Annotated in this window: 15 protein-coding genes; 7 read left to right on the top strand and 8 right to left on the bottom strand. The window is 71.0% G+C overall.

Annotation, left to right across the window (positions count from 1 at the left end):
* Positions 1-73 precede the first annotated feature (73 nt).
* A complete protein-coding gene (locus AC0QR5_RS06755) occupies positions 74-1,087 on the bottom strand; it encodes a M56 family metallopeptidase (RefSeq protein WP_329860170.1) in 1,014 nt (337 codons plus the stop codon).
* Between the two features lie 22 nt (positions 1,088-1,109).
* Positions 1,110-1,484, bottom strand: a complete 375-nt coding sequence (locus tag AC0QR5_RS06750) for a BlaI/MecI/CopY family transcriptional regulator (protein ID WP_329860169.1) — start codon at positions 1,482-1,484, stop codon at positions 1,110-1,112.
* Between the two features lie 189 nt (positions 1,485-1,673).
* Between AC0QR5_RS06750 and AC0QR5_RS06745 the strand changes: the two genes are divergently transcribed.
* Genes AC0QR5_RS06745 through cydC form a run of 3 tightly spaced genes read left to right on the top strand, consistent with a single transcriptional unit; the run spans position 1,674 to position 7,779 of the window.
* The gene (locus tag AC0QR5_RS06745) at positions 1,674-3,251 is read left to right on the top strand and encodes a cytochrome ubiquinol oxidase subunit I (RefSeq protein WP_329860168.1); all 1,578 of its coding nucleotides are present in this window, start codon (positions 1,674-1,676) and stop codon (positions 3,249-3,251) included.
* 37 nt (positions 3,252-3,288) lie between these two features.
* On the top strand, positions 3,289-4,311 hold the full coding sequence (cydB, locus tag AC0QR5_RS06740; RefSeq protein ID WP_329860166.1) for a cytochrome d ubiquinol oxidase subunit II: 1,023 nt from the start codon (positions 3,289-3,291) through the stop codon (positions 4,309-4,311).
* A gap of 9 nt (positions 4,312-4,320) precedes the next feature.
* Positions 4,321-7,779: a thiol reductant ABC exporter subunit CydC gene (gene cydC / locus AC0QR5_RS06735; protein ID WP_329860165.1), complete on the top strand. Its 3,459-nt coding sequence runs from the start codon at positions 4,321-4,323 to the stop codon at positions 7,777-7,779.
* Between the two features lie 9 nt (positions 7,780-7,788).
* Here cydC and AC0QR5_RS06730 read toward each other — a convergent pair whose 3' ends face one another.
* On the bottom strand, positions 7,789-10,449 hold the full coding sequence (locus AC0QR5_RS06730) for a DNA gyrase/topoisomerase IV subunit A (protein WP_329860164.1): 2,661 nt from the start codon (positions 10,447-10,449) through the stop codon (positions 7,789-7,791).
* 143 nt (positions 10,450-10,592) lie between these two features.
* Here AC0QR5_RS06730 and AC0QR5_RS06725 point away from each other — a divergent pair, with 143 nt between their 5' ends.
* The 3 genes from AC0QR5_RS06725 to AC0QR5_RS06715 are packed head-to-tail and all read left to right on the top strand — an operon-like array spanning position 10,593 to position 15,172.
* Positions 10,593-13,265: a bifunctional acetate--CoA ligase family protein/GNAT family N-acetyltransferase gene (locus AC0QR5_RS06725; RefSeq protein ID WP_329860163.1), complete on the top strand. Its 2,673-nt coding sequence runs from the start codon at positions 10,593-10,595 to the stop codon at positions 13,263-13,265.
* 56 nt (positions 13,266-13,321) lie between these two features.
* The gene (locus AC0QR5_RS06720; RefSeq protein ID WP_329860161.1) at positions 13,322-13,993 is read left to right on the top strand and encodes a DUF5998 family protein; all 672 of its coding nucleotides are present in this window, start codon (positions 13,322-13,324) and stop codon (positions 13,991-13,993) included.
* A 3-nt stretch (positions 13,994-13,996) separates the two neighbouring features.
* Positions 13,997-15,172: an alkaline phosphatase family protein gene (locus AC0QR5_RS06715; RefSeq protein ID WP_329860159.1), complete on the top strand. Its 1,176-nt coding sequence runs from the start codon at positions 13,997-13,999 to the stop codon at positions 15,170-15,172.
* Between the two features lie 111 nt (positions 15,173-15,283).
* Here the strand turns inward: AC0QR5_RS06715 and AC0QR5_RS06710 are convergent, their stop codons facing one another.
* The 4 genes from AC0QR5_RS06710 to AC0QR5_RS06695 form a co-directional block, all read right to left on the bottom strand.
* Positions 15,284-15,526: a hypothetical protein gene (locus tag AC0QR5_RS06710; protein WP_329860158.1), complete on the bottom strand. Its 243-nt coding sequence runs from the start codon at positions 15,524-15,526 to the stop codon at positions 15,284-15,286.
* A 120-nt stretch (positions 15,527-15,646) separates the two neighbouring features.
* Positions 15,647-16,435 carry an IS21-like element helper ATPase IstB gene (gene istB / locus AC0QR5_RS06705; RefSeq protein ID WP_237428195.1) on the bottom strand — a complete coding sequence of 263 codons (789 nt, stop codon included), beginning with the start codon at positions 16,433-16,435 and terminating at the stop codon, positions 15,647-15,649.
* Positions 16,432-17,961 carry an IS21 family transposase gene (gene istA, locus AC0QR5_RS06700; RefSeq protein ID WP_237428196.1) on the bottom strand — a complete coding sequence of 510 codons (1,530 nt, stop codon included), beginning with the start codon at positions 17,959-17,961 and terminating at the stop codon, positions 16,432-16,434. The genes istB and istA overlap by 4 nt, the downstream gene beginning before the upstream one ends.
* Before the next feature lie 169 nt (positions 17,962-18,130).
* Positions 18,131-18,340: a hypothetical protein gene (locus AC0QR5_RS06695; protein ID WP_329864325.1), complete on the bottom strand. Its 210-nt coding sequence runs from the start codon at positions 18,338-18,340 to the stop codon at positions 18,131-18,133.
* A 390-nt stretch (positions 18,341-18,730) separates the two neighbouring features.
* On the opposite strand from AC0QR5_RS06695, the gene AC0QR5_RS06690 reads away from it, so the two are divergent.
* On the top strand, positions 18,731-20,023 hold the full coding sequence (locus AC0QR5_RS06690; RefSeq protein ID WP_400588025.1) for an IS256 family transposase: 1,293 nt from the start codon (positions 18,731-18,733) through the stop codon (positions 20,021-20,023).
* A gap of 572 nt (positions 20,024-20,595) precedes the next feature.
* Here the strand turns inward: AC0QR5_RS06690 and AC0QR5_RS06685 are convergent.
* The gene (locus AC0QR5_RS06685; RefSeq protein WP_475372516.1) at positions 20,596-21,834 is read right to left on the bottom strand and encodes an IS256 family transposase; all 1,239 of its coding nucleotides are present in this window, start codon (positions 21,832-21,834) and stop codon (positions 20,596-20,598) included.
* Positions 21,835-21,955 lie beyond the last annotated feature (121 nt).

The raw sequence follows: 21,955 nt of genomic DNA, 5'->3' as shown, positions 1-21,955 counted from the left end.
GCCGCCGGCAGCACGCGCCGGCGGCGCCCCAGGCCCAGTCCGTCGGGCCCGAGCCGTCGGGCCGCGGACCGGGTCAGCCCAGCAGGCCGGGCGCGACCAGGAGCGCGGTGGGGACGCCGATGAGCAGCGCCGACGCCGCCAGGAGGCCCGCCAGCGAGGCCCTGGGCAGCGGGTCCGCGGCGTGCAGGAGGCGCTTGAGCCGGCGCGAGGACAGCCCGGCCGCGGGGACCCCGGAGGCGGCGCGCGCTGCCTCGACGGACCCGCCGGAACCGCCCCCGGTGGGCGCGCCGGCTTCCCGCGCGCCGTCCGGCTCGGCGTCGGACGCCGGATCCAGGCCCCCGGAGGCGGCGGCCACGGAGACGAGTGAGCGCAACAGGACCTCCCGCGGGACCTCCTTGAGGGCGGCGTCGTCGGCCAGCATCTCGATGAGCTCCTGCACCGCGCTCTGGGCCAGCTTCGAGGTCGGGAGCCACGGCAGTGCCTGATGCCACGAGGCGAAGGCCAGGACCAGGACGTCGTGGCGCTGGTCCAGATGCGCGCGCTCGTGGGCGACGACGGCCTGCAGGCCGGCCTCGTCGAGCGTCTCGAGCAGTCCGCGCGAGAGGACCGTCACGGAGCCGTTGAAACCGGGCAGGCAGTACGCCACGGGGATGTCGTGCTGGACGACGACGGTGCCCGGCCTGGCGGGGGAGGGATCGCCGAGCAGGGCGAGCAGCCGGCGGTGGCGCGTGCGCTGCCGTCCGACCCGGACGGCCGTGAGCAGGAGCGTGAAGACCAGGTGGGCGCCCAGGAGCAGGGCCGCGGACAGAGCGAAGACATGGACGGGATCGAGCGTGTTCGCCGTCCGTCCCAGCAAGAGCTGCCAGAAGGAGCCGACGGCGGCGAGCAGGTTGTCCCCGAGCGGTTCGAGTCCCCAGATGAGCATCGAACCGATCATCGACAGGCCGCCCGCGAGGGCGATGGCCTGCCAGAGCACGAGGGACGCGAAGGGGGAGCGGGCCGTCCAGGCGGACCTGGAGAGCCACACGGGAACAGGCCAGGCCAGCAGCAGGGCCAGCCCGGCCAGGAGGTAGGAAGTGGTCCACACGGTCAGGACCCTACCGGAAACGTCAGGCCGGCCGGCCGTCGCCCAGGATCCGGCGCAGCGCCTCCGCCTCCTCGGCCGAGATGCCGCCGACGAAGCGGGCCAGCACGGCCTCGCGGTCCATGACGTTGCCGAGGGCCTCGTTCATGAGCTCGACGGTGTGCTCCTCGCGGCTCGTGACGGCGCGGTAGCGGTGGGGACGCGTGTCCCGTTCGCGGGCCACGAGGTGCTTCTTCTCGAGCCGGGCCAGTACCGTGAGCACGGTGGTGACCGCGAGCTCCTTGCCGTCGTCGCCGCCGGCCTGCGCCAGGTCGTCGCGCAGTTCGTTCGCGGTGCGCGCGCCATCGCTGTCCCACAAGAGGTCCATGACGGATCGCTCAAGTTCGCCAAGTGAGGCCAAGTGCGGTTTCCTTCGATCACGACGTCCACGGGTCCTGCTCCGGCCGTCGCCGGGACCCCATCCGGTGTATCAATCTACTCCGATTCGCCCCAGATTTCTACATGCAGTAGAACCGGAGTATTCTACGAGTCGTAGAAGTTGGCCCCACGGTGTCGGGACAGCCCGCGCCACGGATGGGAAGGACCCGCAGTGGATCCCTTGGAGATCGCCCGCTGGCAGTTCGGCATCACGACCGTCTACCACTTCCTCATGGTGCCCCTGACGATCGGCCTCGGCCTCCTCGTCGCCGTGCTGCAGACGGCCTGGCACCGCACGGGCCGCGAGGAATACCTGCGGATGACCAAGTTCTGGGGCAAGCTCTTCCTGATCAACTTCATCATGGGCGTGGCCACGGGGATCGTCCAGGAGTTCCAGTTCGGCATGGCCTGGAGCGAGTACAGCCGCTTCGTCGGGGACGTCTTCGGCGCCCCGCTGGCCATGGAGGCCCTCCTGGCCTTCTTCGTCGAGTCCACGTTCCTCGGCCTGTGGATCTTCGGCTGGGACCGCCTGCCGAAGCGGATCCACCTCGCCTGCATCTGGTGCGCCTCCCTCGCCACGATCCTCTCCGCCTACTTCATCCTCGTCGCCAACTCCTGGATGCAGCACCCCGTGGGCACCGAGATCGTCGACGGCCGGGCCGTCATGACCGACGCCTGGGCGGTCTTCACCAACAACACCGCCATGGTCACCTTCCCCCACACCATCTTCGGCGCGTTCGCCGTCGCCGGCGGCTTCCTGCTGGGCATCTCCTGGTACCACCTCTACAAGCGCCGCTCCGCCGGCATCGACACGGTCGACGCCCAGGGGCGGGTCGTGGTCGGAGAGGACCCGGAGCTCGGCCGCAACCGCGACCGCACCGACCACGCCGTGTGGCTCAAGTCCCTGCGCCTCGGCGCCGTCGTCGCGATGGTCTCCTTCGCCGGCGTCGCCTTCTCCGGGCACGCGCAGGCCCAGCTGATGTTCGAGCAGCAGCCCATGAAGATGGCCGCCGCCGAGGCGGCCTGCCACGACGGCACGGGCTTCTCCGTCCTGACGATCGGCAACCTCGGCGCCGACGGCGCCACGACGTGCGACGACGTCGTGGCCGTCTACGAGATCCCCGGGCTGCTGTCCTTCCTCGCCAACGACGACTTCACGACCGAGGTCAAGGGCGTGAACACGCTGCTGCCCGAGTACCAGGAGAAGTACGGCACCCACCTGCCCCACGACTCGATCTACGGGGACCGCGCCGGCCAGGAGATCAACTACCTGCCGCTCATGGAGGTCACCTACTGGGGCTTCCGGCTCATGATCACCTTCGGCGGCCTCGCGGCGTTCGCCGCGCTCGTGGCCCTGTGGATGACCCGCAAGGGCACCGTCCCGGACAACCGCTGGATCTCCCGGCTGGCCGTGCTGGGCATCCTCGCCCCCTTCGGGGCGAACTCGGCCGGCTGGATCTTCACCGAGATGGGCCGCCAGCCGTTCGTCGTCGTCCCCAACCCGAGCTTCGAGGGCATCGACCAGGTCTTCATGTTCACGGCAGCCGCCGTCTCGCCCGGCGTCTCGGCGGGGGAGATGCTCTTCTCCCTCGTGGCCCTCACGCTCGTCTACGCCGTGCTGCTCGTCGTCGAGCTCGTGCTGCTCACGCGGTTCGTGCGCGGCGGCGCCGGCTCCGCGATGCCCGAGCTGAACCACCGTCCAGGCGATGGCCCGCAGCGCGACGACGACGTCCTGTCCTTCGCCTACTAGCCCGCACCGACCCCCGCGAGAGACCAAGGAACACCCCATGGACTTCCTGCCCACCCTCTGGTTCATCCTCATCGCCGTCCTCTGGAGCGGATACCTCTTCCTCGAGGGATTCGACCTCGGCGTCGGCATGCTGCTGCGCACGTTCGCGCGCGGGGACACCCAGCGCCGCGTCCTGATCAACACCGTCGGCCCCGTCTGGGACGGCAACGAGGTCTGGCTGCTGACCGCCGGCGGCGCCACGTTCGCCGCGTTCCCGTACTGGTACGCCTCGCTCTTCTCCGCGCTCTACCTTCCGCTCGTGGTCGTCCTGCTGGCGCTGATCTTCCGCGCGGTGGCCTTCGAATACCGGGGCAAGGCGCACACCCGGAGGGCGCGGGAGCTGTGGGACTGGGCGCTGTGCCTCGGAAGCTTCACCGCGGCCTTCGGCGTGGGCGCCATGCTCGCGCTGACCACGACGGGCCTGCCGCTCGACGCCAACGGCGACCGCGTGGGCGGGGCGTTCGCCTGGCTCAACGGCTACGCCGTGCTCGGGGGCCTCGCCGTCGTCGGGTTCAGCCTGGTCCAGGCCCTCGCCTTCCTCTGCCTGAAGACCGACGGCGACCTCCGCGCCCGCGCCCGCCGGGCGGTGGTGCGCTGGCTGCCGCTCGCGATCGCGCCGATGGCCGCGTGGGCCCTCGTCGTCGCGCTGCGCGGGGGAGGGACCGTTCCGTTCCTCCTGATCGCCGTGGGGCTCGCCCTCGCGATCGCCGCCTGGGCGTCCGCCCGCGCGGGACGGGAAGGCCGGGCGTTCCTCGCCCTCGGCGGCTTCCTCCTCGCGGGGGTCGCGGCGGTCTTCACCGCCGCCTACCCCGTGGTGCTCCCGTCCACGCTGGACGCCGCGTTCGACCTCACGGTCGGCAACGCGTCGTCGAGCCCCTACACGCTGGGCCTCATGAGCATCGTCGCCGCCTTCGGGATCCCGCTCGTCCTGGCCTACCAGGGATGGACCTACTGGGTCTTCCGCCGGCGCATCAGCGAGGCGCACATCCCGCAGGCCCACCGCGTCACCCCGATCGCCTAGGACCCGCCCGTGAAGCCCTCCCTGCCCGAGGACCCCGGGACGCGCCGCGCCCTGGCCGTCCTCGCCGTGCTCGCCGCCGCCAAGGCCGCCGGGCTCGTGCTGCTCGCCGACGCGCTCGCCACCGGGATCGCCCAGCTCGCCGCGGGCGGGGAGCTCGACGCGCCCCGCGCCCTCGCGTTCGGGCTCTCCGGCGCGCTCCTGCGCGGGGGAGCGGCCTGGGCCACCCAGCACGCAGCGCTGCGCGCGGGCCTCGGGGCCAAGGAGCGGCTGCGGGCCCGGCTCGTCGGGGCGGGAGTCGCCGGAGTCCGGAACCCCCAGGGACCGGGCGCGATCGCGGCGCTCGCCGGGAGGGGGCTCGACGGGCTGGACAACTACTACACGCGCTACCTCCCCGCGCTCGTCGCCGCGGCCGTCGTCCCCGCGCTCGTGGGGGCCAGGATCCTCTTCGCCGACTGGGTCTCGGCCCTCGTCGTGCTCCTGACGCTGCCGCTCGTGCCGCTCTTCATGGCCCTCATCGGCCTGCACACCCAGGACCGGGTGCGGGAGGCGGCCGACGGGCTGGAACGGATCTCCGGGCACCTCCTCGAGCTCGCCCAGGGCCTGCCCGCCCTCATCGGCGTGCGCCGGGCCGGCGGCCGTGGACGCGCCGTGGCCCGCGCCTCGGAGGACTACCGCGCGACGACCCTCGGCACGCTGCGCACGGCGTTCCTGTCCGGGTTGGCGCTCGAGCTCATCGCGACGATCTCCGTGGCCGTCGTCGCCGTCTTCATCGGCGTCCGGCTCGTGCACGGGGGCATCGGGCTCGAGACGGGCCTGCTGGCCCTGATCCTCGCCCCGGAGTGCTTCGCCCCGCTGCGCGAGGTCGGCGCGGCCTTCCACGCCTCCGAGGACGGGGTCGAGGCGATGGAGCGCTCGAAGGCCGTGCTCGCGGGCACCGGCGCGGCAGAGGGAACGGACGACGGCGGCGGGCGGTCCGGGACGGGGACGGCCGGGGCCTCCCATCCGTCGGCGGAGCCGCCGGCTCCGGGCACGGCGCTGTGCCTCGAGGGGCTCGCCGTGCGCTTCGGCGCCGGGGCGCCCCCGGCGCTCCAGGCCCGGGACCTCGTCCTGCCCGCCGGGGGCGTGGAGGTCCTCGACACCGCGAGCGGAAGCGGCAAGTCGACGCTGCTCCATGCGGTCCTCGGACGGCTCCCGGCCTCCGCCGTCGTGGATGGCGCCCTCGCCGTGGACCGCTCGGCCACGGCCTGGATCCCGCAGCACCCCCGCTTCACGGAGGAGACGGTCGCCGCCGAGCTGGCCCTGCATGCGGGCCGCCCGCTCGGGGAGGACGAGGTGCGCGGACTCCTCGCCGAGACCGCGCTGACCGGTCTGGCCGGGCGGCGCCCCGACGAGTGCAGCCCGGGCGAGCTGCGCCGCCTGGCGGTCGCGCGTGCGCTGGCCAGGATCGCCTATGGGGCCCCGTGCGCCCTCCTCATCGCGGACGAGCCGACGGCGCACCTGGACCCGGAGTCCGCGGCCGCTGTCCGGGCCGCCATGGTCCGGGCGCTGCCGGGACGGGCCGTCCTCGTGGCCACGCACGACCGCGTCCTGGCCGCCGAGCTCCGTTCGGCCGATCCGCGGGCGTCCCGGGGGGCTTCCCCCCGGGGCACCGCGCGGCCGTTCGACGCCGTTCAGGCGGCGGGCCCCGGGGCGTCCACCGCCCTGCCGGCTCCTGCCGCGGCCGCGGAGACCTCCTCCACCGCCGGCTGGGCCGACGACGACGGTCCCCGCGGCACGGCGGGGAGGGCCTTCTCGCTCGTCGGCGGCCTGCCCTGGGGCCGGGGCGGGCTCGCCCTCGGCATCGGCTACGGGACCCTGGCCCTGGCCTTCGCCGCGGCGCTCACCGCGGTGTCGGGATGGCTGATCGTCACGGCGAGCCACCAGCCGCCCATGCTGCATCTCATGGTCGCCATCGTCGGCGTCCGCTTCTTCGGCATGGGACGGGCCGTGCTGCGCTACCTCGAACAGCTCGCCGTGCACAACGCCCTCCTGCGCTGGGCCGGAACGGTGCGCGAGCGGCTCTGGGACGCCCTCGTCTCCCAGCCCCGGCACTGGGGGCGCATCACGCGCTCCGGCGCGGCGCTGGGACACCTCGTCGCGGAGGTCGACGAGGTCCGCGACACCGTTCCCCGCGTCCTCGTGCCCCCGCTCGCCGGGATCGCCACCTGGGCACTCGCCGCCACGGCGATCGCGCTCTGGGCGCCGGCGGGCCTCGGCGCCGCGGTGGCGCTCGGCGTGGCCGGCTGGGTCCTGCTGCCCGTGCTCGTCATCGCCGTCGAACGGCGTTCCGGCAGGGCGCTCGCCGGGCACCGGATCGCCCTCGGCACCCGCGTCCCCACGTTGCTCGCCGCCGCCGTGGACCTCGGCGGCAACGGGGCCGCGCGGCACGCCGTGGAACGCTTCGCGCGCGAGGACGCCGCGGCGACCTCGAAGCTCAAGCGCGCCGGACGCGCCGACGGGATCGGCCAGGGCGGAGCCGTCCTCCTGGCCTCGGCGGCCGCCGTCGCCGCGCTCTGCTCCGTCGGCGGCGTCGCCGGGACGGCGGAGGCGGCCGCGATCGCCGCGCTGACCCTCCTCGCGCTCGGCGAGCCGGTGGCTTCCACGGCGGCGGCCGCGCGGCAGCTCCCGCAGCTCGGCGACGGGCTGCGCCGCGTCGCCGGGGTCCTCGACGACCCGCACGCCGCGGCCGGCCGTCCCCTTCAGGGCCCGACGACGGCGGACGGGGCTCCCCCGCGCGCCCTCGCCGCCGCGGGCGGCCCCCTCCGGTTCCGGTTGAGCGGGGGAGCCGGCGGCTGGGGCGACGGGCCGGACGTGTTCGCGGACCTGGACCTCGAGGCCGCTCCGGGGCGGTGGACCCTCGTCACGGGGCCCTCCGGGACCGGCAAGTCCACGCTGCTCGCCGTCCTGCTCGGGGCCCTGCCCCTGCGCTCCGGCCGCCTCGAGGCCCGGACGGGGACGGGCCCGTGGCGGGCCGCGGCCGCGGACGACTTCGCCCGCGTGGCGTGGTGCCCCCAGGAGGCCCACCTCTTCGACTCGAGCGTGCGCTCCAACCTCGGCCTGGGGCGGCCGGAGCACGACGCCCCCACGGACGCCGAGCTCGTCGACGCGCTCGGGGCCGTCGGTCTGGGCTCCTGGTTCTCGCGCCAGCCCGAGGGCCTCGCGACGCGGATCGGATCCGGTGGCCACCACCTCTCGGGCGGCCAGCGCCAGCGCCTCGCCGCGGCCCGCGCGCTCGTGGCCCGCTCCGACGTCGTCCTCCTCGACGAGCCGACCGCCCACCTGGGGCAGGACGAGGCCGCGGACCTCATCGCCGACCTGCGGCGCGGACTCTCGGGACGGTCGGTCGTCCTCGTGACCCACGATCCCCGCCTCGCCGCTCCCGGCGACGCCGTGACCGCGCTCGGAGCGGCCTCCCCGGCCGCCTCCTGAGGCCCCGGTTCAATCCGTCTGGACGACTCCCGCGTCCCCGAACGGGACGGAATCCTCTTCCGGGGCGCGCAGGGAGGCGCGCGCCGGTTCCGGCTCGGGCAGGCCCGGCAGCGTCGGCGGCGCGTCACGCCCCTCGTGCGCGCCCGGGCCGCCGCCGGACCCCGGGGCCGGGGCCACGGCGTCGTCCTGCGGGGGAAGCGAACCGCCGAGCAGCTCGACGGACTGGGCGAGGGGAACGCCGGATCCGTCGCGGCGCCCGTGTTCCGTGGGCAGGGCGCGGGCGACGCCGGCCGCCGACGCCGCCCGCGCGGGGCCGTGCCCCGTCCAGGCCAGGGACAACGTGTCCTCGCCCTTGAGGAAGCGGTGGGCGCGCACGCCCCCGGTCGCCCGGCCCTTCGCGGGATACTCCGCCAGCGGCGTCACCTTGACGGTCCCCGCGCCCGTGCCCGGAAGCGTGCCGGAACCCGTCGCGATCGTCACGACGACGGCCTGCGGATCATCCGCCGCAACGACGCCGAACGAGGCCACCGCGTCCCCGCCGCCGAGCTTGATGCCGGCCATGCCGCCTGCCGTCCGGCCCTGCGGGCGCACCGCCGAGGCCGGATAGCGCAGCAGTTGCGCGCCGCGCGTGATGAAGACGAGCTCGTCGTCGTCCGCCGCCGGGGCGGCCCCCACGACGGCGTCGCCGGGCTTGAGCGTCACGGCCTCGAACTCGTCGCGGTTCAGCGGGTAGTCCGGGGTGACGCGCTTGACCACGCCCTGCAGCGTGCCCAGGGCGACCACGGTGTTCATCGGGACCACCGCCACGACGCGCTCGCCCTTCGCCAAGGGCGCGAAATCCTTCGCCGGGACGCCGCCGGCCAGCTGCGGGAGCCCGGCCGTCGACGGGACCACGGGCATGTCCACGACCTGCAGGCGCAGCATCCGGCCCGCGGAGGTCACGGCGCCGAGCTCGCCGCGGGCCGTCGTGCGGACCACCGACGCGAGGACGTCGTGCTTGGCCCGGGGTCCGGAATCGTTCAGGGGCGACGCGTCCGCGGTGCGGGCCAGCTGCCCCGTGGCCGAGAGCAGGACCCAGCACGGATCGTCCGCGATCTCGAGGGACAACGGGGCCTTGGCCCCGCCCGCGGCGGCCGGAGCGGGCATCACGGTGCCCTTGAGCGGCGTCGTCCCCTCCGCCTTGAGCAGCACCGTGCGGCGCGGGGTCGCGAAGCGCTCACCGGCCTCGGCGAGCTCCCCGGAGACGACCTCGCGAAGCAGGGCGTCGGAGGCCAGGATGGCCTCGAGCCGGTCGATCTCGCGCTTGAGCTCGTCCTGCTCCTTCTCGAGCTCGATCCGGGAGAAGCGGGTCAGCTGGCGCAGGCGCAGTTCCAGGATGTGGTTGGCCTGGACCTCCGTCAGGTCGTAGACCGCCATGAGGCGCTGCCGGGCGGCCGCCGTCTCGTCCGAGGTGCGGATGATCTGGATGACCTCGTCGATGTCTACGATCGCGATCAGCAGGCCCTCGACGAGGTGCAGCCGGTCCTTTTTCCGCCCCAGCCGGAAGGCGGTGCGGCGGCGGACGACGTCGAGCCGGTGGCCCACGTACACCTGCAGCAGCTCCAGCAGGCCCAGGGTCCGTGGCTGGCCGTCGACGAGGGCGACGTTGTTGATGCCGAAGGAGTCCTCCATCGGCGTGAGCTTGTACAGCTGCTGCAGGACGGCGTTGGGGTTGAAGCCGTTCTTGAGCTCGATCACGAGCCGCAGCCCGTGCTTGCGGTCCGTGAGGTCCACGACGTCGGCGATGCCGGCGAGCTTCTTGGACGTCACGGCGTCCTTGATCTTCTCGATCACCTTCTCCGGGCCCACCATGTACGGCAGCTCCGTGACGACGAGCCCGCTGCGGCGCGGCGTGATCTGCTCGAGCTCGACCTTCGCCCGCGTCTTGAACGAGCCGCGCCCCGTGGCGTAGGCGTCCTTGATGCCGTCCAGGCCCACGATGATCCCGCCCGTGGGCAGGTCCGGGCCCGGGATGAACCGCATGACGTCGGCGAGCGTCGCGTCCGGGTGGTCCACGAGGTGCCGGGCCGCCGCGACGACCTCGCCGAGGTTGTGCGGGGCCATGTTGGTGGCCATGCCGACGGCGATGCCCGTGGTGCCGTTGACGAGCAGGTTCGGGAAGGCCGCCGGGAGGACCTCCGGCTGCAGGAGCTGGTTGTCGTAGTTCGGGATGAAGTCCACGACGTCCTCGTCGAGGAAGTCGGTCATCGCGACCGCGGGGGAGGCCATCCGGGCCTCGGTGTAGCGGGGGGCCGCGGGGCCGTCGTCGAGGGAGCCGAAGTTCCCGTGCCCGTCGATGAGCGGAAGCCTCAAGGCGAAGCCCTGTGCCATGCGCACCATCGCGTCGTAGATCGCCGCGTCGCCGTGGGGGTGGAGCTTGCCCATGACCTCGCCGACCACGCGTGCGCTCTTGACGTGCCCGCGGTCGGGGCGCAGGCCCATCTGGGTCATCATGTAGAGGATGCGCCGCTGCACCGGCTTGAGGCCGTCGCGGGCGTCCGGGAGGGCGCGCGAGTAGATCACCGAGTAGGCGTACTCGAGGAACGAGCCCTCCATCTCGCTCGTGACGTCGATGTCGACGATGGTCTCCGTGAAGTCCTCTTCGGGAGCTGTCTTCTGGCGTCGGGCCATGCTCGTGCGGGTCCTCTTTCCTGGGCTGCTGCTCCGGCGCCCCGCCGGCCGCCCGGTGCCGGCGGTCCGGTCCACGGGCGGCACCGGTGGCCGGTCCCGCGCACGGCGGACCGGCCCCGGCGTGGAAGCCGTAGGCTAAGCCTATGGGTGCAGCGAGCAAAAGCCGGGAATATCCGGCCCACTGGGAAGCCGATGTCGTCCTGAGGGACGGGTCCACCGCCCACCTGAGGCCCATCGCCCCGTCCGACGCCGACGCGCTGCAGGCCCTGCACACGGGCCAGTCGGAGGCCTCGATCTACCTGCGCTTCTTCACCTACAAGTCCAAGCTGACCGCGAAGGAGCTGGCCCGCTTCACCGAGGTGGACCACCGCGACCGCGTCGCCCTCGTGGTCCTGCGCGGCGGCGTGATCATCGGCGTGGGCCGCTACGACCGGCTCGACGACCCCGAGGAGGCGGAGGTCGCCTTCAACATCGCGGACGCCTCGCAGGGCAAGGGCGTCGGCTCCATCCTGCTCGAGCACCTCGCCGCCGCGGCCCGCGAGAACGGGATCGAGCGCTTCAGCGCGGAGGTGCTGCCGGAGAACCGCAAGATGCTCACCGTCTTCGCCGAGGCCGGCTACGAGGTCAAGCGGCGATTCGACGACGGCGTCGTGATGCTCGAGTTCCCCATCGACCCCACCGACCGCTCCCGGGCCGTCATGGAGTCGCGGGAGCACCGGGCCGAGGCCAGGAGCCTCGGCGAGCTGCTCGCGCCGCGCTCCGTGGCCGTGATCGGCGCGAGCCGGGCGTGGGGCTCGATCGGCTACACGCTCCTGGAGAACATCGTGGAGGGCGGGTTCACGGGTACCGTGGCGGGCGTGAACCCCGAGGCCTTCGAGGTCGCGGGGATGGTCTCCCACGGTTCGATCGCGGAGGTCCCCGGTCCGGTGGACCTCGCCGTCGTCGCCGTGCCGGCGGACCAGGTCGACGCGGTCGTCGCCGAGTGCGGGGCGGCAGGGGTCAAGGGCCTGCTCGTCGTCACCGACCTCGCCGACGCCGACCCGGGGGCCACGCTCGCGCGGCAGCGGGCGCTCGTCCGCTCGGCCCGGTCCAACGGCATGCGCCTCATCGGCCCCGCATCGCTCGGGGTCGTCAACACCGATCCCGAGGTGCGTCTCAACGCCTCGCTCGCGCCGGGGATGCCGCAGGAGGGCGCGTTCGGGTTCTTCAGCCAGTCGGCCGCGATGGGGGTGCTCCTCTACGCCGCCGCGAGCCGCCGGGCGCTCGGCGTCTCGAGCATCGTCTCCGCAGGCAACCGCGCCGATGTCTCGGGCAACGACGCGATGCAGTTCTGGGAGGACGACGAGCGCTCCTCGGCGGTCGGCCTCTACCTCGAGAGCTTCGGCAACCCGCGCAAGTTCTCCCGGATCGCCCGCCGGCTCGCCCGCAGCAAGCCCGTCATCGTGGCCAAGTCGGACGTCATGGGCCTGCGCCTTCCGCCCGGCCACGCGGTGCGGACGACGCAGGCGCCGCTCGGCGCCGTGGACGCGATGCTGCGCCAGTCCGGGGTCATCCGGGTCGGGACGACCGAGGAGCTCATGGACGTCGCCCAGCTCGTGGCCGCGCAGCCGCTCCCGGCCGGTCGGGGAACCGCCGTCGTCTCCAACTCCGAGGCCCTCGCCGCCGTCGTCGCCGACAGCGCCCTGCAGCACGGGCTCGAGATCGCCGCCACCGCAGGGGCCGTGCCCCTCGACGACGGCCAGTCGCGGGCCCTCCCGCGGCTCAAGAAGGCGGTCCTCGACGCGCTGTCCGGCGCCGAAGTGCACACGGCGATCGTCGCGCTCCTGCCCGCCCGGGGCGTCGATACCGACGCCGTCGCGCGGACGTTGTCCGATTGCTCGCGGGAGGCGGGCAAGCCCGTCGTCGCCGCGTTCACGGGCCGTCTCGACGCCTCGGGCCCGGCCGAGGGGCTCCTGGGCGGGCTGCCGTGCTACGCCAACCCGGGCGACGCGACCGCGGCCCTCGCCGCCGTCGTCCGCTACACCGAGTGGCGCGCCCGCGACTTCGGCGAGCCGATGCCCCTGGAGGGGACCGACGTCGACCGGGCGGAGGACCTCGTCGCCGCCCACGTTCAACGCGTGCGCGGCACCGAGCTGCTCCGGCTCGGCCCGGACCAGGCGGCGGAGCTGCTCGCCTGCTACGGGATCGACGTCCTGGCCTCGCGCGGCTTCGAGACGGAGGACGAGGCCGTCGCGGCGGCCGCGTGGCTCGGCTGGCCCGTGGCGCTGAAGGCGACGGACGAGCACTTGCGGCACCGCCTGGACCTCGGCGGGGTGCGCCTGAACATCTTCGACGAGGCGAGCCTGCGCGGGAACATCCGCCACATGCGCCAGATGCTCGAGCCGTTCGGGGCCCCCGGGCTCGAGCTGCAGTCGATGGCCCCCTCCGGCCAGGGCTGCATCGTGCGCGCCCTCGAGGATCCGCTCCTCGGCCCCCTCGTCTCCTTCGGCCTCGCCGGCGACGCGGTGAACCTCCTCGACGACTGGGCCCATGCCATCCCGCCGCTGACGACGACGGACCTGGCCGAGCTCGTCCGCTCCCCGCGCGCCGCCCGCAAGCTGTTCGGCTACCAGGGCCTGCCCGCCGTCGACGTGCGCAGCCTCGAGGAGCTGCTCAACCGCGTCGCCGCGCTCAAGGACAACCACCCCGAGGTCGCGCTGCTCGAGTTCAACCCCGTCCTCGTCTCCGCCGCGGGCGTGACCGTGCTCTCGGCCGATCTGCGGATCGGCCATCCCGGCCAGCGAACGGACAGCGCCCGGCGCGCCCTGTCCGGGTAGACGGGACCGCGCCCGCTCCCCGGAGCCCTGGCGGGCCCCCGGATAGACTGGAGGACATGATCTCCCGCACCCCTGCCGCCCGCGACCTCCACAGCGCCCTGGAACGGGCCGGCTTCTACCCGCGGCTCGTCGCCGACGTCATCGACGACGCCCTCGACGGGATGGAGCCCGTGGCGCACCTGGTGCACCTGGAGACGCACATCGAACACGGCGAGGTGCACCGCCACGTGACCGCGCTCGTGCTCGCCCAGGAGGTCATGGTCGTCGTCCACGTGGACGACCAGCAGCTCGACGAGCTCGGCGACACGGCCGTGGCCCAGGCCTCGACGGAGACGGTCGCCGTGTCCCGGATCGGTTCCGTGGTGCTGTCCTCGATGTACCACCAGCCGCAGGACTACTCCTCGACGGACAAGGTCCGCGAGCTGACGCTCGGCATCGCCTGGACGGGCGGGCAGCGCGTCGACCTGGCCCCGGCCGGCTGCGCCGACCCGCAGTGCGACGCCGACCACGGCTACACCGGCAGCCTCCAGCACGAGGACCTCGTGCTGCGCGTGAGCGCCGAGGCGGACGGGCTGCAGGCCGTCGAGGACGCCAGGACCTTCGCGCGCGCCCTGCGGAAGATCAGCACGGCGACGGCCACCGCCGTCCAGCCGCGCGCCGCGGTCGTGTCCGAGCCGCGCCCCGGGTGGGTGGGCAGCCGGCTGGTCCGCGGGCACCACCAGGCCTGATCCGTGCCGCAGACAGCGAACGACGCCGGTGCGGCGCGCCTTCCGGCGCCGCCCCGCTATGGGAGCGCGAGCCTGGGGGAGGTGCTGCCCAGCGCGGCCGCCGTCCTCGGCGTGCCGGGGTACGCCAACACGCTCGGACTGCCGCCCGCCCGCCGGGTCTGCGTGGTCATGGCGGACGGCCTGGGCTCGGCCCTGCTGAAGTCGCGGGGCGGGCACGCGCCGTTCCTGCGCCGGCACCTCGAGACGGGGCGGCACCTGGACGCCGCGTTCCCGACGACGACGGCGGCCTCGCTCGCCACGCTCGGGACGGGGCTGCCGCCGGGACGGCACGGGATCGTGGGCTATGACGTCCTCGACCCGGCCGGGCCGCGCGTGGTCAACATGCTCGGCGGCTGGCCGTCGGACCTCGATCCCGCCGCGTGGCAGCCGCACCGCACGGTGCTCGAGGACGCGGCCGGGCACGTGCACGTCGCGACCGTGAGCCTGCCGCAGTTCGACGGCTCCTCCCTGACCCGGGCCGCCCTGCGCGGCGGGGAGTTCGCGGCGGCGAAGACGGCCCAGGCCCGCGTCCGCCGGGCCTCGGAGATCCTCGCGGCCCACGAGCGCGTGCTGATGTACTGCTACTGGAACGAGCTGGACAAGGCGGGCCACCGCCACGGCAGCGCGTCCCTCGAATGGGGGGAGCAGCTCGAGGAGCTCGACGCGGCGATGCGCACGCTCGCGGCGCGCCTGCCCGCCGGAACGCTGTTGTTGCTGACCGCCGACCACGGCATGGTCGATGTCCCCGAGCGGCACCGGATCGACTACTCGTTGACCCCGGAGCTGGTCGACGGCGTCGCCCTGACCGCGGGGGAGCCGCGCTGCGTCCAGCTGCACGTGGAGCCCGGACTCTCCGCCGGGGGGCGGGAGCGCCTCGTGGGGGCCTGGCGGGCGGCCCTTGGTCCCCGCGCCTGGATCCTGGAACGCCACGAGGCGGTGGCCCACGGCTTCTTCGGCGACGTCGACGCGGACGTGCTCCCACGCATCGGCGACCTCCTGGTGCTCCCGTCGGTGCCCGAACTGGCGCTCTACGACGGCCGGCGCGTGGCCCCGCGGGCCTTCGAGATGGTGGGCCAGCACGGTTCGGTGACGCGCGCCGAACGCGTCGTCCCCCTCCTGACCCTGGCCCGGACGGGCTGACCGCATCCGTCCTTGACGCCAAAAAGGAAGGCCCCCGTGAAACTCGGTGCTTGATGCCCAAACTAGCTTGCTATTCGCGCCTGCCCAATAGCTGACGCGGCACTCGTTCTTCTACTGAAACCACGCGAGTGCTCCGTAGGCGAAGATGAAGAGAGCAGAAACCAGCAGTACCGCCACGACCTCGCATGCCGCCGTCACGGCCTTCACGCTCTTGGGCCACCAGAACCATCCATCAGGTCGTCCTGTCACGCGCTCCATGATTCTGATCGCAAGGCAGTTGAGGAACCCTAGGGCAACTCCGCTGAAAATGAAGGCAAGGGGAAGGCCCCGCCAAGGGTGCGTGTCAATGGCCATTACGTTCTGCCCATGGGCGGCCAGTTGATGTGCCCGCTGGTGGCCAGTAAAACTGCCCGGTTATGGCCAACAGATCTGCCCACTGATTCGTTTCGGCGGGGTCGGCCATCGTTGGGTTGGTCAGTTCAAGCGGGTCACTCCTTTTCCGGCGAGGGCCTGGGTAAGACGGACGGAATCGCCGCTGGTCTGGCAGACGTGGGCGTGGTGCAGCAGTCGGTCAACGGTGGCGGTGGCGAGGGTTTTGGGCATGAGCTCATCGAACCCGGCGGGGTGGAGGTTGGAGCTGATCGCGACGGAGCGTTTTTCGTAGGCTGCGTCCACGACCCGGTAGAGGCCTTCGGCGGCGTCCGTGGCCACGGGCAACAGACCAATATCATCGATGACCACGAGCTCGGCGCGCAGGATCCGGGCAACGGCCCGGGTGACGCTGTCATCGGTTCGGTGGGCGCGGATGAGGACGCCGAGGTCCTCGAGCCTGAACCAAGCGACCCGCATTCCGGCTTCGACGGCCTGCTGGCCGAGGGCTTCGAGGAAGAACGTCTTCCCCGTCCCCGAGGGCCCGCAGACGACCAAGTTTTCCCTGCGGGTGATCCATTCCAGGGTCCGCAGTGCCTGCTGGGTCGGGCCCGGGATGGAGGACGCTGCAGGGTCCCACGCCTCGAAGGTCTTCCCGGTCGGGAACCCGGCTGCTTTGCGGCGGGAAGCGAGCATGGACCGGGCCCGGCCGGCGGCTTCCTCCGTGAAGAGGGCCTTGATGACCTCGGCCGGTTCCCACCGCTGGGCGCGGGCGGTCGCGATCAGGTCCGGGGCCAGCGCCCGGGCGTGGGGCATTTTCAGGGACCGCATCAGGGCCTCCAGGTCCGCCGGTAGCGGCGGAGCCACGGTATTGGTCGTGGTGACGGGGCTCATCGGGCCTCCTCCGGCGTGGTGATGGTTGCGGGGTTGCCGATCGCGGCCCACGCCCCTGTTCCTTGGGTGAGGGAGGTGGCTTCGTTGGCGGCGTGGGTGGTAGTGCGGCGGATGTTGGCGTTCAAGATCGAGGCGAGGTCCGGGTGCGCGAACCGGCCGTGCAGGGCGGCGTCGCCCAGGGCCCGGTCGACCTGATCAGTGCCGGCGATTTTGGCCAGCGTAACGGCTTCGGCCATTTTCACGTTCATCCTTGCGGTCCCGGCCGCGGCGGCCTCGACGAGCCAGGTTCTGGCGCCTTCGCCGATGGCCAGGAACGCGGCCTCGTCCGCGCTGCGGGCCCTCACCTCGTAGTCGCCGGGGAGCTTCGCCCGGGTTCCGGGGAAGTGTTCGTCGTTGATGGCGGGGCTGCCGGGCCGTGCCCGTTCGTGGCGGGCGACTTCGACGGGCCCGGTCGTGCCGTGGTGGACGATGATGACCTGCTCGCCGGGCCCGGTGCCGTGGGTGCGGACGAACACCCGGGCTCCGAGCAGGTGGGCCGGGACGGAGTACTGGGCGTTTTCGAAGGTGACCATTGGGGTGTTCTCCGGAACGCCGCGGGCCAGGCCGAACGCGACCGTGTGGGCGGTGTCCGGGATCCGGTGCAGCCGCGGGGCTTCCTCGGCGAGCATGGCCGCGGGTTTCCGCCGCGTCGTCCGGTGCTCACGGTGATTGACCTCGTCCATGAACGCCGTGCAGGCGGCCTCGAGCTCGGCGAAGGTGCGGTAGTCATCGCGGAGGTTGGTGTCTTTGGGCACGAGGTCGGCCTTGGCGAGTTTCACGGACGCTTCGACTCCGCCTTTGGTGGCCGGGTCCGCCGGTTGGCAGGTCAGCACGGTCACCCCGTAGTGCCGGGCGAAGTCCAGGGTCTGCTGGTTGCGCACCGGGACCCCGGCGACGTGGGCGGTGGTGACGGTCTTCTCGTTGTCCGTGAGGACATAGGTCGGCGCCCCTCCGAGGATCCGGAAGCACCGGTCCAGGGCCGCGAACACGCTCGGCGCGGTCCTGTCCCTGAGCGGGATCACGATGCGGAAGCGTGAGAACGCCAGCCAGGCCACGAAAAGGATGGTCTTCACCCCGCCGATCCGGGGCCCGTCGCCGAAGTCGTACTGCAACCACATCCCCGGTTCTGTGATCCACGGCCGGTGGACGCGGGTGTGGCCCAGCCGCCACGCGGCTTTGACCTGCGCGATCGCCCGGCGGGTAGACCGTTCCGAACCGGTGTAGCCCAGAGCGAGGAGCTTTTCGTGGGCCTTGTCGGCCCGGATCCGGCCCTTGGAGGCTTCGATCCATTCCTCGATCTTGGGCAGGAACGCGTCGGTGACCCGGCCGCGGGCCGCGGGTTCCCCGATCGGCCGGCCCGCGTCACGGGCGGTGACGTGTTTAGCAACGGTGTGGTGCGAGCAGCCCGTGAGCTCCGCGGTGGCGCGCAACGATCCGGTCAGATCGTAGGCAGCAAGAATTTCCATGATTTCTCCGTCAGACTTCATACAGGGCCTCTTCCTGGTTCGCTTTTGGTGCGCTTAGACACCGTCATCAAACCGCAGGGAGAGGCCCCCACCGCTTAAAGACGCGGCAGGAACAAGTAAGGAAGTGGGCAGATCTCATGGCCACCGGCGGGCAGTTCTGCTGGCCGCCAGCGGGCACTTTCGTGGCCGCCTATGGGCAGTTTTTCATGGCCGCTAACAGGTGCGGAATCTCCACCTCCCAAATTAATGCCGCCGCTACTTGGCCAAGGATGTAAGCGATCCCGAAGTACATAGACCAGCCAGCGAAAGCCAGAAAGGCTAGCGACACGAGTTCCGCACTATCGTCGAATAAGTCGATCTCATCGCGCCACTTACGGCCTTCTTCCTTGCGGATGACCAAGCGAAGGACGGTGTGTGACGCGCTCACGCTGGATCGCGATCCGCTCAACGATCGACAGTGGACGGAATCAGCTTGATCAAGTTCTTCGTCACAGGCCCACCAGTCTTCTTGCTACTGGGAAGGAACGCCGAGCCACCGAACCACAACTGCCACCTCTGGTGTGCCAGCTTCTCAAGGTATAACGCGTCGACTCCGACCCGTTCTACGAGTTCCTCGGCCTGACGGGCATGTGAAGGGGCCTCAAGCATGAACTCCAAAAAGCCTTCGGTGCCGCCGACATTCCATTGGAACCAAAGCCAATCGCTCGGATCGGTGTCTACGGGACTGTGGAAATAACGGTGTATCCGGCTCGACACGCCGGGCGGTAAGCCTGGCGGGGAGGAGCCCGATATGGCCGCAACACTTGAGGCTGTGCCGAGTACGAAAACCGCTGAAAAGAAGACAGAAGTATCCGAGGGCGACGCTGCGCGCGAGCTGGTCAGAATGGCGAAGGAACAGGGCCTGTCCCTGACCGGGCCGGACGGTCTGCTCAAGCAGCTGACCAAGACCGTGATCGAGACCGCGCTCGATGAGGAAATGACCGAGCATCTCGGATATGAAAAGCACGATACGGCAGGGAAGCAGACCGCGAATTCCCGCAACGGCGTGCGCCCAAAAACGGTGCTGACGGAGACCACGGGCCCGGTGGAGGTGGACGTGCCGCGGGACCGGGAAGGGACCTTCTCACCGGTCATCGTCAAGAAGCGTCAGCGCCGCCTGACCGGTGTCGATGAGATGGTCCTGTCGCTCTATGCCAAGGGCCTGACCACCGGGGAAATCAGCGCGCACTTCGCCGAGATCTACGGTGCGTCCGTGTCAAAGGAGACCGTCTCGCGGATCACCGACAGGGTGCTCGACGAGATGGCCGCGTGGCAAAACCGGCCGCTGGATGAGGTCTACGCGGCGATCTTCATCGACGCCATCGTCGTCAAGGTCCGCGACGGGCAGGTCGCCAACCGGCCCGTCTACGCCGCGATCGGCGTGACGCTGGAGGGTGAGAAGGACATCCTCGGCCTGTGGGCCGGCACCGGCGGTGAGGGCGCGAAGTTCTGGATGAGCGTGCTCACCGACATCAAGAACCGCGGCGTGAAAGACACCTTCTTCCTGGTCTGCGACGGCCTCAAAGGCCTGCCCGAAGTCGTCACCAACGTCTGGCCGCTGACAACCGTGCAGACCTGCATCATCCACCTGATCCGCAATACCTTCCGCCTGGCCTCGAAGAAGGACTGGGACGCGCTCAAACGGGACGTGAAGCCCATCTACACCGCCGTGAACGCTGCGGCCGCCAGGGCGGCGTTCGAGGAGCTCACCGAGCGCTGGGGCAAGAAATACGGGGCCATCGTGCGGCTGTGGGAGAACGCGTGGGAGGAGTTCATCCCGTTCCTGGACTATGACGTGGAAATCCGGCGCGTGATCTGCTCGACCAATGCGATCGAATCCCTCAACGCCAGGTACCGGCGCGCCGTGAAGGCCCGGGGTCATTTCCCCACCGAGCAGGCTGCGCTAAAGTGCCTGTATCTGGTCACCCGATCCCTCGATCCGACCGGTGCCGGCAAGACCCGATGGGCCGTGCGTTGGAAGCCCGCTTTGAACGCCTTCGCCATCACTTTCAGCGACCGATTCCCGGCCGCTGAAAGCTACTAAAAGAAACCGCCGGATACACCGTTAATGAGATAGTCCCGTGTCTACCGAGATCATGAGCCAGTTCACTTCGGGTCCTTGGAGATGGCGTATCACGAGTTCACGATCGAGTTCTCGCAGTTCGACCGAGATCCCCGAAACTGCTTCTAGGCGGTTAGCCAAACCTCGGAGGGTGTCGGTGTTAATGCTTCGCCGCATGAAGTTCCTACCGAGACTTTCTCTTGTAGTAATTGATGGTCGTCTTTTGGCTGAAGTAGTGCTTGTGAGCCCCCCTTGCTCCGGCTCTCCAAACCACCGGGGCCGGCCCCTTGGCTGCTACGCCCTTTGCCCAACCGATTCGGTGGCCACCCTTCGTCTTTAGTTTTCCTGAGAAGAGTCGACTTTGTGTGCCAAGGTAGCGGTTGTTGGCCTGCCAATTGAGGTTGCGTTGCATCAACTTTCCAATGCGCCCGCCGTTCGAAATGAGCTTCGCCGCCAGCTTGGCTCCCGGGATGAAGCCGATCGCTGCGTTCCTGGCTGCACGAGCATCTCCCGAGGGTCTGTCAGATTAGCGGTGGATCTGGCCTGGCGCATTGTCAGTTGATTCGGCCTTCGAAGGTGATAGCGAAGGCGTTGAGCGCGGGCTTCCACCTCGTGACCCACCGTGCCCGACCTCGCCCCGTCGGGTCAAGCGACCGGGTCACGAGATACAGGCATTTCAGCGCGGCAGCGTCGTTGGGGAAGTGCCCGCGGGCACGGACGGCGCGCCGGTAGCGGGCGTTGAGCGACTCGATCGCGTTCGTGGAGCAGATGATGCGGCGGATCTCGACGTCGTAGTCCAGAAACGGGATGAATTCCGCCCATGCGTTCTCCCAGAGCTGCCGGATCGCGGGATACATGGTGCACCACTTCTCGGCGAACTCCTCGAACCTGGCCCTCGCGACAGCTTCGTTGACGGCGGTATAGACCGGCTTGAGGTCGCGGGCGATCTGGTCCCAGTACTTCCGCGACGCGTATTTGAACGTGTTGCGGATCAGGTGGATGATGCATGTCTGCACCGTCGTCAGCTCCCACGTCGTGTTGATCGCGTCCGGGAGGCCTTTCAGCCCGTCGCAGACGACGATGCAGACGTCCTCGACGCCGCGGTTCTTGATCTCGGTGAGCACGCCGAGCCAGAACTTCGCGCCCTCACCACCGTCGCCGGCCCAGATCCCGAGGATGTCGCGTTCCCCGCCCGTGGTGACGCCGACGGCGACGTAGAACGGTTTGTTGCGCACCTGCCCGTCCCGCACCTTCACGACGATCGCGTCGATGAACACCACCGGGTAGACGCGGTCCAACGGACGGTTCTGCCACTCGGTCATCTCCTCGATCACCTTGTCGGTGATCTTCGAGATCGTGTCCTTCGAGACGCTGGCTCCGTAGACATCGTCGAAGTGCGCCGCGACCTCACCGGTCGTGAGCCCGCGCGCGGTCAATGACAGCACGATCTCGTCGATCCCGTCCAGCCGACGCTGCCGCTTGCGCACGATCCTCGGCTGGAACGACCCCTCACGATCCCGGGGAACGTCGATCTGCACTGCACCGACCTCGGTCATCACGGTCTTCGCCCGCGTCCCCTTACGGGCATTCTCGCCGGTGCTGGGCTGGTGCTTGTCATAACCGAGGTGCTCGGTCATCTCGACCTCGAGCGCAGTCTCCAGCACCCGCTTCGTTAGCCCGGCGAGCAGCCCGTCCGGGCCGACCAGGCTGACGCCCTTCTCCTTCGCTTCCGCGAGCAGCTGCTCCGCGATCTGCTGCTGATCGATGATCTCTCCCGTCACAGGATCAATCATCTCGATGACATCGGTCATCGCCTTTCCTTTCGGTCAGGCCAGGACCAGATACACCGTTCGTCTGACACTCCCCGACCGCCGGCAGGGAGCCTGGACGCACGGCCGCGGAGCGGCCGGCCCG

The organism is Arthrobacter sp. J156, assembly GCF_056172865.1.
Note: the sequence above shows the minus strand (reverse complement) of the source record. Positions and strands in the feature narration are given on the sequence as shown.

What these genes read in the sequence shown, in the direction of transcription:
- AC0QR5_RS06725 (WP_329860163.1), top strand. Translation starts at nt 10,593, where the DNA reads ATGGGTGCAGCGAGCAAAAGCCGGGAATATCCGGCCCACTGGGAAGCC.
- AC0QR5_RS06710 (WP_329860158.1), bottom strand. Translation starts at nt 15,526, where the DNA reads ATGGCCATTGACACGCACCCTTGGCGGGGCCTTCCCCTTGCCTTCATT.
- AC0QR5_RS06685 (WP_475372516.1), bottom strand. Translation starts at nt 21,834, where the DNA reads ATGATTGATCCTGTGACGGGAGAGATCATCGATCAGCAGCAGATCGCG.
- AC0QR5_RS06720 (WP_329860161.1), top strand. Translation starts at nt 13,322, where the DNA reads ATGATCTCCCGCACCCCTGCCGCCCGCGACCTCCACAGCGCCCTGGAA.
- AC0QR5_RS06690 (WP_400588025.1), top strand. Translation starts at nt 18,731, where the DNA reads ATGGCCGCAACACTTGAGGCTGTGCCGAGTACGAAAACCGCTGAAAAG.
- cydB (WP_329860166.1), top strand. Translation starts at nt 3,289, where the DNA reads ATGGACTTCCTGCCCACCCTCTGGTTCATCCTCATCGCCGTCCTCTGG.
- AC0QR5_RS06730 (WP_329860164.1), bottom strand. Translation starts at nt 10,449, where the DNA reads ATGGCCCGACGCCAGAAGACAGCTCCCGAAGAGGACTTCACGGAGACC.
- istB (WP_237428195.1), bottom strand. Translation starts at nt 16,435, where the DNA reads ATGAGCCCCGTCACCACGACCAATACCGTGGCTCCGCCGCTACCGGCG.
- istA (WP_237428196.1), bottom strand. Translation starts at nt 17,961, where the DNA reads ATGAAGTCTGACGGAGAAATCATGGAAATTCTTGCTGCCTACGATCTG.